Origin of the sequence: Nocardia sp. NPDC004654 (genome assembly GCF_040609595.1) — a bacterium.
Taxonomy (GTDB): Bacteria; Actinomycetota; Actinomycetes; order Mycobacteriales; family Mycobacteriaceae; genus Nocardia.
In genome coordinates, this window is the sequence record NZ_JBEXKI010000006.1 from 422,959 (window position 1) to 440,137 (window position 17,179).

The window sequence follows — 17,179 nt, forward strand, 5'->3', positions numbered from 1 at the left end:
TAGCCAACCTCGCCCGACAATACTATAGACCGAATATGCCCATCATATGCCCACGTTGGCAGTTCGGCATTTACCGGCACCACGAGAACGGGATTGGTTTCTGTGGCACACAGCGTACGCAGTCGATCGAAACAGCGGTCAGCGATTGCCGGGTCCTGTGGGACGAAAATCAGCACTTCTGGAAACCTAGCTCGCTCAATCCATTGAGGTGTTGCCGTCTGGCTGGCTAGGGAATCGACGGTCACGGACCATTGTCGGATGGCGAGGTCGTTCCGAACCGCGTCAGCAATTGCGGCATCTGAAGACTCCCGAAGAATTATCACCGCTGGCATTTCGTTGACCTATCTCCTAGATACTCACCACGTCCGTTGTGGCATCACCGCGACTAGGCAAGAATGATGGATCTACAATCGCACGTCGTAGTTCATCCATACCGTAAAGTTGAGCCGATTCCCAGAGTTCTGGCATAACAGGAAGTTTAGAGGAAAGAGTTGCCGAACCCAGCTCGGCAAGGGACCTCGAGCGCGGGTGAATGAATTTCTCCGTCACGGTCCTTACAATATCGTCGGCGAGTAATGGACACAGCGTTAGTTTTGTTGGAGCGGCCACGCATACATTTTTGAAGCCATAACTTTGAACAGACGGCAGATCGAGTCGATTACGATCCGCCCGCAGCTCACCCTTAGGTGCGCTATAGCTTCCCCAACACTCCGCACTATCAAGTCCAGTAGTAGCGCGACGTAGCAGCCGAGCAGTGGCTCGTAGCCACATCACCGCAGCATTTTCAGAGCAATCTGCTCCACCATATGACAGATAGTTGGAAACGAGCCAATAGCTCTGCGCCTCCCTCTGTCTACTCACTAGAAAAAGACCGTAAGCGTCATTTTCTGGCACGACCAGGCTGAGGTTGGGCATCTGTCGCCCAGCTAAGATCATCATGTAAGAAACACGATTCAACGCTTGACCCCGATAATTTGTCGCCGAGGATATCAAAGGAAGGTTCCCAGTGCCAGCCGCTAAAACATAGTATCGAGCGCAGATCCGGTGCACACTGTCGCCCTGGCGAATTACGACACCGGTTATGGTGTCACCCTCACATTCGAGGGAGGTGGCTTCCGCCTTTACCTGCACAACGCTCTCCAGTTGCGTTGCCGCATATGCAAACCAAGGAGTAAATATGTAGGTTGATTCTTCGGTAGAGAAGCAACGCTTCAAATACCCGCTAGACAGGCCTGGAGGTGGTTCCGATATTTCGAATTGCAGCCCACCCCGCCGCCATGCCCGCTCAGCGACGTCTGCAGTATAGCGACTTTTGAACCCAACACAGGAATTCAGATTATGCGGTTGCACCCCGGCAGCATGCAGAAGATCGTACCATCGGTCCGCACCCTCGCAGAGCGCCTTGACGAGTACTGGGGACGGCTTCCCGTAGATATGACCGCGATGCAAATAACCGTGAGAATGGTTCGATTGCGCCCCGCCCAGACCGACTGAATCCATTAGTGTTACAGAAAAACCAGCCTCTGCTAGTCGCTGCGCAGCAAGGATGCCGGATGCTCCGGCACCGACTACCAGGACGTCACCCGCAAATATGCGACTTTCGCTTTCAGACAGCACTTTGGAAGCTTGGTCTTCGTCTGTCATCTACAATGCTTTCTTGCATCAACGGATTCCGTAGACAAGCCCTCTTCAGCCGTCGTCGTGATCTCTGCGCGTTTCACATCAGCGGTGAGTGCCTCTTTGATGAAGTCGAGATACCCGCTGAACCGCTCTTCGTTCCGAGCTTTGCGCGTGCCGCACGAGCCAAGACCAAGCATCGCCTGAACGCGCTGCCGTCGCGCCAAGGTAGCTGAAGGGGAGCTCTTTTCGTCCTCATAGAGGTGGCTCAGGATTCCGATCATCAACGGCACAGGCGTTCTGCCGAGACCGGCTCGGCCGGGTAGCGTAGCCGGTCGCAGCTGCGCATTGGAATCGAGGGCATGAAGCACCTCGAGCACTGTGACTCCGTTAGCCATGTCGATGTCCTGTTGATTGCCGAGTTGCCAGGAGAGGAGTTGTCGTAGACTGCGCGGTAACTGTCGGTGGATCGGCTCAAATGCCTTGCCATCAGCTGAGTTCGAAAAGGCCGAGGTCACGTTCGTGCAGAGCGCCTCGAGCTTGGCGTCATACGCTGCGGCACTCACCACGATGTACTCGCGCCGTAAATTGTCGGCATCTGACTCGATCCCCATCCCGAGTGTGATCGTCCTGCAATTGAAGCGTACCCCTACCCAGTGCTGATGCGGTTGAAACATGTTGCGCTGCTTGTTTTTTCAGCACATTTGTGTTAGTACATAGTGGCGTCGCACCGGCCGAAGCGGTCGAACCGCGCAAAGCCTCCAGTGTCATATCCGCGTCCCCGGTTTCGATGCGGTATTCGGCCGGGGTGTTCGGGCTCGTCGAGCCGCAGTGATGCGGTGCCCCGCTCCGGTCTGGACACACGCTGGCGGAACGAACCCGACACACGAGGTCACGGTTCGTTTCGCTCGGTCAGGACTCGGACAACACCCGTCAGTCGCCGACGAACAGGAGATACCCGTTGGCGCGTAGCGCGATCGATTCCGCCCGTCGCAGCAGCTCGACAGCCTGCCGCTCGGCATCGGTCCGTACTTCGATCCCCTCGATTCGATCCAGGATCAAGTCCAGCTGGTACCGGTTGAACATGGTGTCGCCGTGCCGGTAGATCCCCCGTACCAAACTGGTTTCGGGCTGTGCCGCGCACAGCCTGAACAGCGTTTCGTTCGCATCGTCACCGAAATGGTGTTCCTCGGCGTGGTTGATGTCCTGCACAACGATGTCTGAAGCCACCTGATCCCTCCTCATCTCCCGCGGGGTGCAAGCGGCGCGGTCAGCTCGATTCCGTGCCACTGCCCGACAAGAGAAACTCTTCGAGCCGGTCGACGAAACCCGGTGCCGCCGGGACGAAATGGCCCGCACCTGGTGCTATGAGCCGTTGCGCCCCGAGTGCGTCGGCAAGCAGGTCGCAGATCCGTTCCAGGCCGGAAGAGTGCCCACCCGATGCGACTAGAACAGGGACATCGGCCGCGCGCAAAGCGGTCAGGTCCGGTCGTGCTTGCCCCGGTAAACGAGCGCCCCACGCGCGGCGCACTGCTCCATCGGACAACCGACTCCCTCCCCCATCCGGTGCCCCTGCGAGAGTGAGGAATTCGCGCAGTATTGCGGGGTCGGCGTCGAGACCGTGGGTGAGCACCGTATTTCCCAGACTCTCCAACCGAGCCACTTCCGGATCATCAGGGGCGAGGAAGTACAAGGGTGGTTCGATGAGGGTGAGCGAGCGCACGGTCTCGGGTGCCTGGGCGGCGGCGAGGAGCGCCCCGAGGACCCCGTAGGAATGGGCGACCACATGTGGGCGCCGATCCTGGAATATACGTCCGAGATCGTCCGCGTCGATCTCGAAGTCCTGTTGCCCACCCGGTGGCGGCGGACTCACACCGAAGCCGCGTCGGTGCACGAGCAGCAGCGTCCACCGCGCGGACAGCGAGTCCAGCCCAGTCCAGGTTGCCTTCGGCCCCGCGCCACCGTGCACGAGTGCCACCGCAGGTCCGGTCCCGTGCTCGAGGATCGTTAGAGCTTGCATGACTCCGAGTGTCCGCCATGCGGTCGAAACCGGGCTACCCTTGACTTCGAGCTGGTCACGCTGCCTCGAGGGACGCCGAACTCCGGCGCCGCGGCAGCCGCTGACGCGGGCGGTCAATCGGGCAGCAGGCCGTGCTCCATGGCGAAGACGGCCGCGCCCGCGCGTGTGCGGCGGCCGGTCTTGTCGTAGATGTGCGCGAGGTGATGTCCCACCGTGCGCTCGGACAACACCAGTTCCGCCGCGATCAGCCGGTTCGAGAGGCCACGTGCGGCGAGCCGCAGCACTTCGACCTCACGTTCGGTGAGGCCGCATGGGAATTCGGTACGCGGCTTGCGCAGACCCGCCGCCTCCACCACCGCGGCGCAGGCGGCCATATCCAGCCTGCCCGTGGTCGCCTCGGCGACGAGCATCTGCGCGGCGTCGTCGGGAGAGAAGGCAGGGCGGTGCGGTCGAGGCTCGGTCAGTGCCGCGAAAACGTCTGCGGCGGCGAGGATTCGGGCCGACTTCGACAGGTCGTGGCCGCCGACACCGCGGTGGTAGCCGCTGCCGTCGAGACGTTCGTGGTGGCCCGCCGCGATCTCGCGCAGATCGGCGAGGCCCAGGCACCGTTGCAGCACTCGGTCGGTCCAATACGTGTGCAGCCGAACGCGTTCCCAGTCGCCAGGGCCGAGCGGTCCCGGACGATCCCAGATCGCGGAGGACACCGCGGCCCGGCCGATGTCGTGCAGCAGTGCCGCGGCGCGGAGGGTGTCGAGATCGGCGGCGCCCATCCCGGACAACCTGGCCGCGCCGCAGGCGAGATCGGCCACGTGTGCCGAATGCCCGAGCAGCCAGCGCCCTTTCAGGTCGACGACGACGGCGAGCGCGAGGCACAGTTCCATCCGTTCCGCGGGCCGGATGTACAGCGGAACCCCGGGCTCGGCGTGCATGACCGCGGCGAGCGCGTCCGGCACGTCGAGGCAGTCCCACAACTCGCCCGCAGCGAACGAGGCCACCACCCCCGGGTCGAGATGCCCGCCAGCGCGGCGCCGCAGTTCGTCCACCGCGCCGCGGCGTCCCCGGCCCACGGCCGCGAGGACCGCTTGCTCGGCGACGTGAACGATGCGTCCCGGCAGTGAGATCTCTTCGCCCCGAAGATGTTCGGGTGCGCCAAGGCCGTCCCAGCGTTCCTTGACCTCGGTCAGCGCGACCACCGCAGCGTCCGGCAGCCCGAGCCGCGGTCCGAGCGCACGGCTGACTTCGCACACCGAGCGGACCGCCGCGGATCCCTGCGCCGGCGTCGTCGTGACGAAACGCTCCCGCACCAGCGGTTGGACCCCGGGCGCCCAGGAGCCGAACTGCTCCAGTTGCGCGGCGAAGACCGGTGCGTCGCCGCTGTCGATCACGTGGTAGGCCTGCTGGAAAGCGATGTCGTCGGCGAACGCTGCGGCGTTCTCCGACGCTCGGCTGGTGCACCCGACCGCCCCGAGCAAAGCGGCGTGGAAGACGACGCGCCGGTCGGCCTGGTCCAGACCGATCCGCTCGGCGAGCGCGGTCGCGAGCAGGCAGGTTGCCAGTCCCTTCTCGAACGGCGCTCCGGTCGCCAGATCGGTGGTCAGTGACAGCGCCGCCAGGACCTCGGTGACCCGGATGGATGCGGCTGGTACACCGCCCGAGCGAGCTGATCCCCGGTACTCGTTTTCGGTGTCGAGACGGGGGGAGGAGTCGGCCACCCTCCTACCGTATCGCGGGCCGGATCAGCCCGAATCACATCGACTACGGCCCGCGTCGATCCGGCAGACCGGTCGACGCGGGCGCGTCCCCATCGATTCATCGGGCGCCGAGCGCCTCGAGGGCCTGTCGTGCCCGCGGAGCGTGCAAGGGCGAGAAATGGGGGTTCGTACGCAGCGCCTCGGACAGTGCGGCTGCGGCCTGATCGGCCTCGCCGAGCGAAGCGAGGATCATGCCGCGATGGTAGGCGAGAGTGGCGCTGCGCCAGCCGAGCGATGCCGCCCGGTCGGCGTAGACGATCGCTTCGGCATCACGCCCCGCCTTGTGCAGCGACCAAGCGAGCACGTCGGAGGTGATGACGCTCTGTCGGCGGCCGAACTCCAGCTGCGCCAGCCGGACCGCCTCGACCGGGTCGCCATGTTCGGCGGCGAGCTGAGCGGCGTCCACGTACTCGGTGGCTCCCTGCTCTTCGAGCCTGCGGAACTGGTCGGCGACCTCCCGAAACCTGACAGCTGCCTCGTCGGGCCTGCCCGCGGCCTCCAACAGCTCTCCGAACTCGATCAGGTACTCGGGCAGCGGCGCGCGATCGGTCAGTGCCGTGTACTCCGCGATGGCCCGGTCGAGATCGCCGCGGGCGGCGTACGTCTTGGCCATGCCCTGTTGCAGCGCCGCATCCGCCGGGTTCGCCAGAAGACCGGAGCGATAATGGCTTTCGGCCTCGTCGAGGCTTCCGGTGTGGAACGCGAGCTCGCCGAGGTGGTAGCGGCAGAAGGCGATCTGGTCGGCGGTGTTCGCCGCGTTCAGCGCCATCTGCAGCGCCTGCCGGGCCTCGTCGGTGCGACCGCGCAGTTCGAGGTCGTAGGCGGCGCGGGTGAACGACGGAACGCCGGGACGCAGGTCGAGCATCCGCTGCACGGCCGCGCTCGCGGCGTCGGCCTCACCGAGTTGGGTCAGCGCATCGATGAGGACGCCGTGGGCGTCCGCACTGTCCGGTCGCAGCGCGAGGGCTTGTTCGGCGTAGCCGCGCGCGGCGATGAAGTCGTGCAGGGCGTTGGCGAGCGCACCGAGTCCGGTCAGCGCTTCGGCATTGCCATCGGGTTTCAGCTCCAGCGATCGATCCAGCGCCCGCTGCGCCTCGCCGTAGTTCTCGGGATCGCCGGTCACCCTGGCCAGCTCGACATAGGCGGCGCCGAGACCGGCCCAGCCGATCGCGTTGCCGGGCACTCGATCGAGTTGTTGCTGCGTCTGGGTGATCTGTGCGACCAACGGGCCGCTGGGGTCGGTGGTGACGGGCCGCGCGGTCGGGGAGTCGTCGGGCAGCGCGGCGGTCACTCCCAGCGCGGCGGCGATCGTGGCGGCCAGGACGAAAAGGATGAGCGAAGGCTTGCGGAGGGTGCGGGAAAGAAGCTCGGACATCACGAGTCCTTCGGGTGATCATGTGCGCGAGGAAGAGGGACCGTTGCGGTGGTGGGACCCGATCGAGTCCCACCACCGGAACGAGATGTCAGGCGCTCGGCGGCGGGCTCGACACCGATGCCCTGCGCGCCCGGCGGCGGATCAACAGCCAGCCGCCGCCCGCGACCACGGCGCCCACGCCGACACCGGCCGCGACGAGCAGCACCGAAGATGTGCTGTCGTCGGCGTTCTGCGGCAGCGTGACGGCCACGTTCGCAGTCGCGTTCGTCGCCTTCGCCTGGACCGTGGTCATGCCCGAGGACGGCAGTGCGACGTACGGGAAACTGCTGGAGAACGACGCGTCGTTGACATCGACCGCGTCCCCGGCGGCGAGCGCCTCGACCGGTTTGCCGGTATGCGCGGCGCCCACCATCGCTTGCAGCGCGATGTCGACCACGTCGTCGCTCAGCCGCCGGCCGTTCGGGAACCCTTGAAGGTCGCCGCCGATCACGCCGAGCCGGTTGGGCTGGGCCGTCACCGGCACCGACATGTTCAAGCGCAACATCTCCGATGGCTGGAATGCCGCTGCCTGTGCGTCGGCATTGAGGATCTGCGAGTTCAGGTCGGCCTGGATGGGCGGGGCGCTGCCGTCCAAGGTCGGCGCCTTCTTCGCGATCCCGGTGAGGAAGATCTCCACGAGGTCGTTGCGAGGGGCCGTTGGTACGGGCACCTTGTACAGCGACTCGATCAACTTCGGCAGTTCGGGATCAGTGACCCGCCGGACGACCTCTGGAATCGTCGCGTCCCTGCTCGGTGACAGCCCGTTGAACGCGTCCTTCAGCGCGACCGGGACGACGACCTCGTTCACCAGCGGGTTGCCCAGTCTCGAGACCTGCACGAAGTCACCGACCGATGTCGCGGCGCCCGGGCTCAGTTGCAGCGAGCGGCGCTCGGTGTCGCTCCACACCCCGACCACGGGGTTGCGCGCCGGGTCTCCTCGCAGCGCGAGATCGCGCTTCGGCACCTGCAGGACGACGGTGTTGACGTTGTACCCGGCGAGTGTGTCGGTACCGACCTCGGACAGATCACCGCCGTAGAGCAGATCGAACACCCGCAGATCGAGGAAGAAGGGGTCCTCCGCGGCTCCGACGTAGACCGAGCCGCCGCCCGGCAGAGTCGCGGTCGCCTCCTTGCGCAGCTGACCGTAGTCCGGCATCGAAGCCGGACCGGTGAACGACGGAGCCGCCTGACCGTGCGCGATCGGCCGCCAGTCGTTCACTCCCTGACTCACCGACACCGTGTAGTTCTGCCGGAACAGCAGGTTCTCGTCTTTCAGTCCGGTGACCGGACCGTTGTTGAACAGGAAGGTGCTGCCACCGCGCCGATCCTCGGTCGCGAAGGTGATCCGATAGGTGATGTCGGGCTTTCCGTTGCCGTCGTTGTCGATGTTGATGTCGTAGTTGGCGTCGGTGGCCCACGGATAGAAGTTCGGGCCGCCGTTGGGTTCCTGCAACCCGAACCAGTTGGCGACGAGCGTCACCGTGTCCGGATTGTCGGGGCTGACGAACGCGTAGACGTCCGTGTTGTCCACCGCCGGATCGGCGGCGACCAGGGGAGCCTCGCGGTGACTCGAGGCGCCCGCGGTGTGCAGCGCGGGGCCCGCGGCCGTGCTGAGCGCGATAGCACCCACACCCACGAGAATGCCTGCGGCACGAGCGCCGCGGCGGAGTGGACGGGACATGAGTTTCCTTCGATCAGTGCGACGATGCTGCGCCGGAGCGCAATTGGGCACGGCTCGACAATGGATCGACAGTCGAGGCAACGCATTTCACGCGTCGACCGCCGACGATCGGTGTTCATGTTCGTCGAATCCGTGCCGTCAATGGTGCGCGCCGACCCGTCCGGCCACATCGGTCGATCGACCTATCTCGGACAGCCTCGCCCGTGTCCGGCCGTCAGGTCGGCCCGAGCTTGCATGACTTCGAGTGTCCGACATGCGGTCGAAACCGGGCCACCCTGGACTTATTTGAACCTCAGATTCACTGAGCCACACAGCCTTCCACTAGCTCGATGAATGATGCCTCCCAGTTCATCCTGAATTTGCCCGGCATCAGGTTCATTGGTACAGGAAGGGCAGCACCTGTGTTTATGAGACGTGAGTGCTGCGACAGGTAACGGACTTCCGCTCGATCGCGTGTCGCGAGGGTTTGACGTAGCGGGTTCGGCGCCCCTCCCTGGAGCCTGGGGACAGGGTGCGCCGACCGGAGCGGAGCGGAGGGCGGGGCGGAGGGCGGGGCGACCCTGGGCGGCGCGCGCATGCGCGCCGCTCTTGACTCTGTAGAGAGAAATTCGGCAAGTACTGATCTGTTGAGTTACCGGTTATCTTTCCTTCTTTTCCTACTGATTCCCGTGGGTTCCCAACTTCTCTCACTCTCTTCAAACGCGGCAGACAAGCCGGACGAAGCGGCACATGTCGCGCTGGCGGCCGTGGAGTCCGGGCGCCTGGTGCCGTCGAACTACTGGCGCGTGTCCGAAAGGCGAGACCTCAAACGGGTCTCGCCTATCCAGCTCGACGCACCGGCCGAAAGGTCCCCGATCGCAATGGATCACGCGCGCTGGATGCGGTCATGGCGGCGGCCACGAGCATCCGCGTTCCCCTCGGCGGTGTGGACGCTGCGCGATCCGCAGAACGTCGGCGACGAATGGCGGCGCGTTCGTGACGCCCTCGGTATGGCCGAACGACATCACCACACACAGCTTCCGTCATGCGGTGGCGACGATCCTCGATGACGCCGGACTGTCGACGCGAGTCACCGCTGATGTCCTCGGCCACGCCGGCCCGGCGATGACACAACGGCACTACATGGCACGGGGAGGAACACCCTGCGGCGGGGAGGCGCACCCGAAGCGGCGTGTCTTTCGGCCCAGCGAGCAAGGGCAAACCAACCCGAGCAGGCCGACCTGGGAGGGGGTCCGGGGGGCGTAGCTCCGCCGGGTGGGGCGTGGGGGCTCCGCCCCCACAAAACACACAAAACCCGCAAAAAAGGCGAGCGCTCTCCGCGAGCACTCGCCTCCTAGGGTGGAGCTAAGGGGAATCGAACCCCTGACCTTCTCGATGCGAACGAGACGCGCTACCAACTGCGCTATAGCCCCGTGCGGTTCCCGGGGGAACCGCGCTGTGCCACTGTAGCAGGCGATGCGGCGAGATACCGAATCGCCTGCCTGAGCTGCGGTTATTCGCCTACTGCCCGGCGCATGTCGCCGCTGGTGCGGCCGCGGAGGGCGCGGGCGGTGGCGGGGTCGAAGGTGTCGAGGTGTTCGAACATGGGGTCTTCGTCGACGGCGTCGAGGAGGGCGGAGCGGCGGCGCAGGGCGCGGGCGGTCTCGCGGTCCATGCCGCGGCGGGTCTCGGTGTCGTCGTCGTGCTGATCCTCGTGGTCGTCGCGGTCCCGGGTGAGGCGGGACGCGCGGCGGCGGCGGATCTCCTCTTCCATGCGGACCTGCCTGCGCAGGTACGCAAGGTAGGTGCCGAGGACGACGGTGGACAGTCCGCAGGCCCACCACAGCAGCGGGCTGACGACGATCGCCAGCGCGCCGCAGAGGATGCCGGTCAGCAGCAGACCGAGGACGGCGCGCTGCCGGAAGGTGTAGCGGGCGGCGCGGGCCATCGCGTCGGCTTCCGGGTCGAAGCCACCGCGGCCGCGCCGGGTCGGGACGAATTCCGGTTCGTCCGAGTCGGTGTGGTATTCGGGGTCCGAGGCGCGCGCGGGTGCGGCGGAACGGGCGGGCGGGATACGTGCCGTGGTGGGTTCGTAATACGCCGCGGCCTCTTCGTCGTCATCGGCAACGTCGTCATCATCGGACGCGGCGTCCGCGTCCGCAGGCGTTCGGGCCGTCTCGGTGTCGTTCTCGTCCGAATCGAGATCCGAGTCGAGAGCCGACTCGGAATCCGGCTCGAGATCCGCCTCGGAATCCGCCGCACGGTCGGCCTCGCTCGTCACGGCGTCCTCGTCCGTGTCGCCCGAATCCGCCTCGGCGGGTTCGTCTTCGGCGTTGTCGGAGCGGACGGCGGACGCGGGGCCCGCCTCGAGCGCCGGGAGGTCGTCCCGCGCTTCGTTGTCCTCGTCGACCTCGGTGACTTGCTCGTCGGCCGGTGCGCTCATCCGGTCCTCCGCATCATCGCTGTGGAAACGCTTTCTCTGCACTCGGGTCGGCCGATAGTCCGGGTCGCTGTCGTGCCCGGCCGCCGGCCCCTTCTTCATGCGCCGCTTGGAGCCGCCGCGGTGCAACACGCGGGTCGCCAGTGCCGCGTCGGTGGTCTGCCGGATCCTGGGGTGCCGGTCGGCCAAGATCGGGAACAGGACGAAGACCCAGAGCACGACGAGCCCGATCCAGAGAATCGAGTTCGGCATCAGGTCAACACCTCCGTCCCCACCTGTTCGTCCGTTCGGCCCGCGCCCGGATGGCGTACCGCGTCGTGCGTTCGCTACCGCTCACGCGCTCGGACGCGGCCCTCGGTCCGAAGACGCCTCTCAGGCTCCCTGCCGGTACCGCAAGACGCGGTACCGACGTCCGTAGGTTAATTCGGCGCACCACGCGAATACGGCAGGCGCGCCGTGCACATCCGCCACATCTGTCACAAACACTGCCCTCCGTCCGCGTGCCTCGCGGGAGTTGACGTGTCACGCCGGTATCGTCCTGCTGATCCCGTATCGATTGCCCGGCCGAAGGCCGTCCCGACACCCGTGCATGGCCGCGGCGAAGGCGAATCGCGGATCTCAGGGCAGGATGACCCGCCCGTCTCGCACCAGCCGATCCATCACGGTTCCGCTGATTTCCTCGACCGTCAGACCGACGAGCAGATGGTCGCGCCAGGCGCCGTCCACATCGAGGTAGCGGCGAAGCAGGCCCTCCTCCCGGAAGCCCACATTGCGCAGAACCGCCTGGCTGGCAAGGTTTTCCGGACGCACCGTCGCCTCGACGCGGTGCAGGCCGACCGGCCCGAAGCAGTGGTCGAGTCCGAGCGCGAGCGCGGCGGTGGCCACGCCCTGCCCGCTCAGGTCCTTGGCCACCCAGTAACCGATCCACGCCGAGCGCAGCGCCCCGCGCACGATGTTGCCGACGGTCAACTGGCCGCTGAAAGCGCCGTCCACCTCGATGACGAGCGGGATCATCGCACCACGTCTGGCCTCGGCCTTCAGGCTCGACCACAGCGAGGGCCAGTTCGACGCGTGATTGCGTGCCTCCCACGCGCCTCGTCCGGTCGGCTCCCACGGCTCCAGATGCTCGCGGTCGCGTAGCCGGATGCGGCTCCATGCCGTGGCGTCGCGCAACCGCACGGGCCGCAGCGTGACCTGTCCCGCGGCGACGCGCACCGGACCGAGACGCGCGGGCCACCCCGGATGCTGGGTCACCCGGAAGACGTTCATCGACTCCACGCTTCAGCCGCGCTGGGAGAGAAAGGCGACCTGCACCTCGTCACCGGTCCTGACCTCGGTGTCCTCCGGGTCGATGATGATCAGGCTGTTCGCCTCGGCCATGGTGGCCAGCAGATGCGAGGAACCGGCGCCGCCGCCGAGGGGCTGCACCAGGTAGTCGCCGGTGGCTTCGTCGCGCATGAGCTGGGCGCGCAGAAAGCCTTTGCGCCCGACCATCGAACTGATGGGGGTGATGGTTCTGGCCCGGATGATGCGGCGCATCGGATGTCTGCGGCCCAGCGCGATCCGGATCAGCGGACGCACCATCACCTCGAAGACCACCAGCGCGCCAACGGGATTCGACGGCAGCAGGAAGGTCGGAACCTCGTCGCGCCCGAGCCTGCCGAAACCCTGCACCGAACCGGGATGCATGGCGACACGGTCGATTTCGAGATCGCCGAGCCCCTCCAGCGCCTCGCGCACCTGCTCGGAGGCCCAGCCGCCGACCGCGCCCGCGATGACGACGACCTCCGAACGCACCAGCTGACCCTCGACGACATCGCGCAGCCGTCGCGGATCCGCGCTGACGATGCCGACGCGATTCACGTCCGCGCCCGCGTCCCTGGCGGCCGCGGCCAGCGCGTAGGAGTTGACGTCGTAGACCTGGCCGGGGCCGGGCGTGCGATCGATGTCGATCAGCTCGCCGCCGACCGAGATCACCGACAGCCGCGGCCGCGGATGCACGAGCACCTTGTCCTGGCCCACCGCGGCGAGCAGACCCACTTGAGCGGGACCGATGATGGTGCCCGCGCGCACCGCGACATCGCCGGGCTGCACGTCGTCGCCGATGCGCCGCACGTAATCGCCGGAGCGGACGGGCTCGTAGACCTTGATCCTGGCCCGGCCGCCGTCGGTGAAGTCCAGCGGCAGCACGGCGTCGGCGAGCGTCGGCAGCGGAGCTCCGGTGTCGACGCGCACCGTCTGGCGCGGCTGCAACCGGATCGGCTGCCGGGAACCCGCGACCACCTCGCCGACCACCGGCAACGTCAGATCGACCAGTTCGCCGTCCTCGTCGCGGATATCGGACCCGGCGGCGGCCACGTCGACGCTGCGCACCGCGTAACCGTCGATGGCCGCCTGGTCGAAACCGGGCAGCGGCCGCTCGGTGACCACGTCCTCGGCGCACAGCAGGCCCTGGGCCTCGGAGATCGCGACCCGGACCGGCCGGGGCGCGACCGCCGCCGCGGTCACCTTGATCTGCTGATCCTCAACCGAGCGCATCCAGCCCTTCCTGATCTACTCCGCACATCGAACCGATTCCGCCGCACGCGCTTCGGACGCAACCGCGTTCGGTGAACCATCATTCGTACCCGACGGTCCACTGTCGACGAAAGCCGAGCTTGGCTCAGTCGTCCGTCGTCAGCTGCGGATCCCAGTCCGGACCGAGCCGGTGCTGCAGCCACTCCCGCAGGGCAGGGCCGTATTCCTCTCGTTCCAAAGCGAAATCGACCGCAGCACGAAGATAACCGCCCGGGTTGCCCAAATCGTGGCGCGACCCACGGTGCACGACGACGTGAACCGGGTGTCCCTCGTCGATCAGCAGCGCGATGGCGTCGGTGAGTTGCAGCTCACCTCCGGCGCCCGGCTCGATCCGCCGCAGCGCGTCGAAGATGGCCCGGTCCAACAGATATCGGCCCGCGGCCGCGAAGGTCGACGGCGCGTCCGCGAGCGCGGGCTTCTCCACCATTCCGTTGACCCGCAACACGTTCGGATTGGTCGCGTCGGGCACCGGCGCGACGTCGAAGACGCCGTAGGCGCTGACCTGGTCCTTGGGTACATCGATGGCGCACAGCACGCTGCCGCCGCGCTTGCGCCGGACGCGGCTCATCACGTCGAGCACGCCGCAGGGCAGCACCAGGTCGTCTGGGAGCAGGACCGCGATCGCGTCCTCGTCGTCGTCGAGCGCCTGCTCGGCCTGCGCCACCGCGTGACCGAGGCCGAGGGGCTCCTCCTGCACCACCGAGGTGACGTCCAGCAGGGCGGGCGCCTTGCGCACCTTCTCCAGCAATTGGAATTTGCCGCGCTCGGCGAGGGTGCTCTCCAGCACCAGGTCCTCGACGAAGTGGGCGACGACACCATCCTTGCCCGGCGAGGTCACGATCACGAGCCGGTTCGCGCCGGAATCGGCGGCCTCGCTCGCGACCAGCTCGATGCCCGGTGTGTCCACCACCGGCAGCAACTCCTTGGGCACCGTCTTGGTCGCGGGCAGGAAACGGGTCCCGAGCCCGGCCGCGGGCACGACTGCCGTGCGGAAACACGACGTCGGCGCACCATCCGCGGACTGTCCTGCCTGTGCTGTCATACGCATACCCTATCCATCCATCACACCGCCCGACCGCCGTCGCGGCGACCTGGCACCCGGTGAGCTTATGGTGATCCCCATGGAGATGCCCGGCGAGCGGGACAAACATGCATGGCGTGGCGAAATTCTCGCCCGGCGGGCGGCGGTGCCCGCGGACGAGCGTGAGCGGGAGGCGCTGGCGCTGGCCGAAGCGATCGGCAAGTTCGAGACACCGCTGGTGTCCGAATGGGTGTGCGCCTACGTGCCGGTACGCGACGAGCCCGGGTCGATGGCCCAATTGGAAGCGCTGCGAGAGTCCGGGGCGCGCATACTCCTGCCGCTCACCGGCGATTCGGGACCGTTGAACTGGTCCGAGTACACGGGCCCCGCCGACCTGCGCCGGGCCAGGTACGGGCTGCGGGAGCCGAGTGGGCCCCCGCTGGGCGTCGAGGCCGTCGCGCTGGCCGAGCTGATCCTGATTCCCGCGCTCGCGGTGGACCGGCGCGGCGTCCGGCTGGGGCGCGGAGCCGGGCACTACGACCGCACGTTGGGCGCCGCGCGGCCGGGCGCCCGGCTGGTCGCGGTGGTGCGCGACGACGAATTCGTGGACCGGCTGCCGGAAGAACCACACGACCTGCGGATGGGCTGGGTGCTCACGCCGCGCGGTGGATTGCGGCAACTCGGCGGCGATCGGGTCGCGGAATGAAGGACCGATTGGCGGCGTTGGCACTGTCGACTGTAGAGTGCTAGTCGACGAACCCTGCGGAGGATCCTGTGCCAACTTATTCATACGCGTGCACCCAGTGTGACAACCGCTTCGACATCGTGCAGTCCTTCACCGACGACGCACTGACGGTCTGCGAGAACTGCTCCGGGAAGCTGCGCAAGCTGTTCAACTCGGTCGGCATCGTGTTCAAGGGCAGTGGTTTCTACCGCACCGACAGCCGCGGCGGCGCGTCCACCGCGAGCGAGCCCGCGAAGTCCGACAGCGGCTCCAGTTCGTCGAGTTCCGATTCGAGCTCGTCGAGCAGCTCGAGCTCGACCACCAGCACGGCCGTCGCCAGCTGATTTCCCGGCTTATCCACAGCCTCTCGCCCATCCACAGATCGCCTTTTCGGTGACCGGCGCGGTGTGATCCTGGCCATAGGATCCGGCCATGACTCGCGCACTCGCCGATCTCGGTCGCGGCAGCCCGCTGCGCTTCGCGCTGTGGAATCGGCCGCCTTGGCTCGATGGACTGCTCGCCCGCCGTGTCTTCGCGGCGGCTCTGACGCTCCTGGCCGTGTTTCTCTTCGCGCGCGGGAATCCGAGCGCGGAGCGGGCGGAGGTCGTCGTCGCCGGGCGTGATCTACCGCCCGGCAAGGTGCTCGAATCGGGGGATCTGAGATCCGTGCCGCGCGAATCCGGCACGCTCCCCGTCGGTGCGGTGCGCGACCCCGCGACGCTGCTCGGCGCCACATCGACCGGCGCGATGCGAGCCGGTGAGGTGTTCACCGATCTGCGGGTGATCGGTCCGCGCTTGGCCGAGGTGGCAGCGGGCGCACGTGACGCGCGAATAGTCCCGATCCGGCTGGCGGACACGGCGGTGGCGGAGATCCTTCGGCCGGGTGACCGCGTCGACGTGATCGGCGGCGACGAGCAGCAAGGACTCGGCGCGCGACCGGCTCGCACGCTGGCCAGCGACGCCGCCGTGGTCTTGGTCTCCCAGCCCGGCGAGCGGCGGGGCGCGGCGGACCGGGTGGTGCTGGTCGCCATGGATTCGGAACACGCCACGGTGGTCGCCGCCGCTTCGCTGCACACCGCACTCACGGTCGTCTTCCATTGACGCCCGGCTCCCCGTATTTCGTGACACGGGCTTCGGCGGGTTGCCGAAGCGCCGGAACCACTGCTCGGTGGTCAGGTCGGCGATATCGCCTTGGTTCGCCGAATATTAACCAACTAGGTCGAAAAACATCGCCTGATACCCGGCACGGCAAGCTTCTCCGAGGGCGACCCCCAGCTCCGCCGAAGAGGAGAAACCGGTAATGCTCGAGGGGTCGAGGGATTTGTTCTCTGCACAAACATCGTCTACCTGGCTATTTCGACAGCAATCGGCACCGCTTTCGTCGCGCTCGCCACCGAGACCACCAACGGAATCAACGATTCGCTATTCGCCGTTCTCGACGGAAGCCAGGAACCCGGCGCGGTTTCTACTTGATTGCCGACAAGCCATATGCGTTCAGATCGATACGTCGTCACCACACCCATGGAGTTTCGCTATTACCGAAACGGCGCTGAATTCCATGCTGGAACTGGCCGCCGCGAAGATGAAAGCGTTTCGGCGGCCACAGGGAAGAGATACTGCGATACCGCGATTCTGGCGCAGATCCGCGACCCGCTAGCAGAGGGCCGCATGAGCGCGGGCGGCGCGCGCCGAAACGAACGGGAAGCGGGCTCCGGAGCTGCGGCCCCGGGAAGCCCGCTTCCGCCGGCCGTCCGGTTTGTCCCCTCCGAACGACAGATCCAGCCTAACGCGAGCGAACACCCGGCGTTAACCAGCATGTCACTCGGCGTTCCACCGATGATCATGTTCGGCCTCGGAGGCCGCCCACAGGGACGACAACGGGCCCGTCGCCGAAACGACGGGCCCGTTCGTTCGAGACGTCAGGCGTACTCGAGAGATCGGCGCAGCCGGACGAA

At 66.6% G+C, this 17,179-nt stretch carries 14 protein-coding genes, 1 tRNA gene and 1 pseudogene; 4 read left to right on the top strand and 12 right to left on the bottom strand.

The genetic code is table 11. From position 1 onward, the window contains the following. Positions 1-348: 348 nt before the first annotated feature. The 7 genes from ABZV58_RS22455 to ABZV58_RS22485 form a co-directional block, all read right to left on the bottom strand. Entirely contained in the window at positions 349-1,644 is a 1,296-nt protein-coding gene (locus ABZV58_RS22455) for an FAD-dependent oxidoreductase (RefSeq protein WP_355002091.1), read from the bottom strand. Further along, the gene (locus tag ABZV58_RS22460) at positions 1,641-2,294 is read right to left on the bottom strand and encodes a hypothetical protein (protein ID WP_355002092.1); all 654 of its coding nucleotides are present in this window, start codon (positions 2,292-2,294) and stop codon (positions 1,641-1,643) included. Before ABZV58_RS22460 ends, ABZV58_RS22455 begins: the two co-directional genes overlap by 4 nt. Positions 2,295-2,550: 256 nt before the next feature. After that, positions 2,551-2,847 carry a hypothetical protein gene (locus ABZV58_RS22465; protein ID WP_355002093.1) on the bottom strand — a complete coding sequence of 99 codons (297 nt, stop codon included), beginning with the start codon at positions 2,845-2,847 and terminating at the stop codon, positions 2,551-2,553. A gap of 40 nt (positions 2,848-2,887) precedes the next feature. Then, the gene (locus ABZV58_RS22470; RefSeq protein WP_355002094.1) at positions 2,888-3,637 is read right to left on the bottom strand and encodes an alpha/beta hydrolase; all 750 of its coding nucleotides are present in this window, start codon (positions 3,635-3,637) and stop codon (positions 2,888-2,890) included. Positions 3,638-3,750: 113 nt separating this feature from the next. Then, positions 3,751-5,349, bottom strand: a complete 1,599-nt coding sequence (locus ABZV58_RS22475) for an HD domain-containing phosphohydrolase (protein ID WP_355002095.1) — start codon at positions 5,347-5,349, stop codon at positions 3,751-3,753. Positions 5,350-5,446: 97 nt separating this feature from the next. Then, a complete protein-coding gene (locus tag ABZV58_RS22480) occupies positions 5,447-6,763 on the bottom strand; it encodes a tetratricopeptide repeat protein (protein WP_355002096.1) in 1,317 nt (438 codons plus the stop codon). An 88-nt stretch (positions 6,764-6,851) separates the two neighbouring features. Further along, entirely contained in the window at positions 6,852-8,432 is a 1,581-nt protein-coding gene (locus ABZV58_RS22485) for a DUF4331 domain-containing protein (protein WP_355002097.1), read from the bottom strand. Between the two features lie 962 nt (positions 8,433-9,394). Here ABZV58_RS22485 and ABZV58_RS22490 point away from each other — a divergent pair. After that, positions 9,395-9,728, top strand: a pseudogene (locus tag ABZV58_RS22490) (tyrosine-type recombinase/integrase); the annotation flags it as partial. Between the two features lie 94 nt (positions 9,729-9,822). Here the strand turns inward: ABZV58_RS22490 and ABZV58_RS22495 are convergent. From ABZV58_RS22495 to ABZV58_RS22515, 5 genes are all read right to left on the bottom strand, one after another. Then, positions 9,823-9,895, bottom strand: a tRNA-Ala gene (locus tag ABZV58_RS22495). Between the two features lie 80 nt (positions 9,896-9,975). Next, a complete protein-coding gene (gene glpR / locus ABZV58_RS22500) occupies positions 9,976-11,154 on the bottom strand; it encodes a gephyrin-like molybdotransferase receptor GlpR (RefSeq protein ID WP_355002098.1) in 1,179 nt (392 codons plus the stop codon). Between the two features lie 366 nt (positions 11,155-11,520). Continuing rightward, positions 11,521-12,171, bottom strand: coding sequence for a GNAT family protein (locus ABZV58_RS22505; protein ID WP_355002099.1), 651 nt, complete (start codon positions 12,169-12,171; stop codon positions 11,521-11,523). Positions 12,172-12,183: 12 nt separating this feature from the next. Further along, on the bottom strand, positions 12,184-13,440 hold the full coding sequence (gene glp / locus ABZV58_RS22510; RefSeq protein WP_355002100.1) for a gephyrin-like molybdotransferase Glp: 1,257 nt from the start codon (positions 13,438-13,440) through the stop codon (positions 12,184-12,186). Positions 13,441-13,564: 124 nt separating this feature from the next. Further along, positions 13,565-14,521, bottom strand: coding sequence for a UTP--glucose-1-phosphate uridylyltransferase (locus ABZV58_RS22515; RefSeq protein WP_067784322.1), 957 nt, complete (start codon positions 14,519-14,521; stop codon positions 13,565-13,567). A gap of 79 nt (positions 14,522-14,600) precedes the next feature. Between ABZV58_RS22515 and ABZV58_RS22520 the strand changes: the two genes are divergently transcribed. The 3 genes from ABZV58_RS22520 (at position 14,601) to ABZV58_RS22530 (ending at position 16,325) form a co-directional block, all read left to right on the top strand. After that, positions 14,601-15,206, top strand: a complete 606-nt coding sequence (locus ABZV58_RS22520; RefSeq protein WP_355002101.1) for a 5-formyltetrahydrofolate cyclo-ligase — start codon at positions 14,601-14,603, stop codon at positions 15,204-15,206. Between the two features lie 68 nt (positions 15,207-15,274). Continuing rightward, on the top strand, positions 15,275-15,568 hold the full coding sequence (locus tag ABZV58_RS22525) for an FmdB family zinc ribbon protein (protein ID WP_355002102.1): 294 nt from the start codon (positions 15,275-15,277) through the stop codon (positions 15,566-15,568). A gap of 88 nt (positions 15,569-15,656) precedes the next feature. Then, the gene (locus ABZV58_RS22530; protein WP_355002103.1) at positions 15,657-16,325 is read left to right on the top strand and encodes an SAF domain-containing protein; all 669 of its coding nucleotides are present in this window, start codon (positions 15,657-15,659) and stop codon (positions 16,323-16,325) included. Positions 16,326-17,179: the final 854 nt, after the last annotated feature.

Coding starts and splice junctions, on each gene's coding strand:
- ABZV58_RS22455 (WP_355002091.1), bottom strand. CDS start 1,644: ATGACAGACGAAGACCAAGCTTCCAAAGTGCTGTCTGAAAGCGAAAGT.
- ABZV58_RS22460 (WP_355002092.1), bottom strand. CDS start 2,294: ATGTTTCAACCGCATCAGCACTGGGTAGGGGTACGCTTCAATTGCAGG.
- ABZV58_RS22470 (WP_355002094.1), bottom strand. CDS start 3,637: ATGCAAGCTCTAACGATCCTCGAGCACGGGACCGGACCTGCGGTGGCA.
- ABZV58_RS22480 (WP_355002096.1), bottom strand. CDS start 6,763: ATGTCCGAGCTTCTTTCCCGCACCCTCCGCAAGCCTTCGCTCATCCTT.
- glpR (WP_355002098.1), bottom strand. CDS start 11,154: ATGCCGAACTCGATTCTCTGGATCGGGCTCGTCGTGCTCTGGGTCTTC.
- ABZV58_RS22505 (WP_355002099.1), bottom strand. CDS start 12,171: ATGAACGTCTTCCGGGTGACCCAGCATCCGGGGTGGCCCGCGCGTCTC.
- glp (WP_355002100.1), bottom strand. CDS start 13,440: ATGCGCTCGGTTGAGGATCAGCAGATCAAGGTGACCGCGGCGGCGGTC.
- ABZV58_RS22515 (WP_067784322.1), bottom strand. CDS start 14,521: ATGACAGCACAGGCAGGACAGTCCGCGGATGGTGCGCCGACGTCGTGT.
- ABZV58_RS22520 (WP_355002101.1), top strand. CDS start 14,601: ATGGAGATGCCCGGCGAGCGGGACAAACATGCATGGCGTGGCGAAATT.
- ABZV58_RS22530 (WP_355002103.1), top strand. CDS start 15,657: ATGACTCGCGCACTCGCCGATCTCGGTCGCGGCAGCCCGCTGCGCTTC.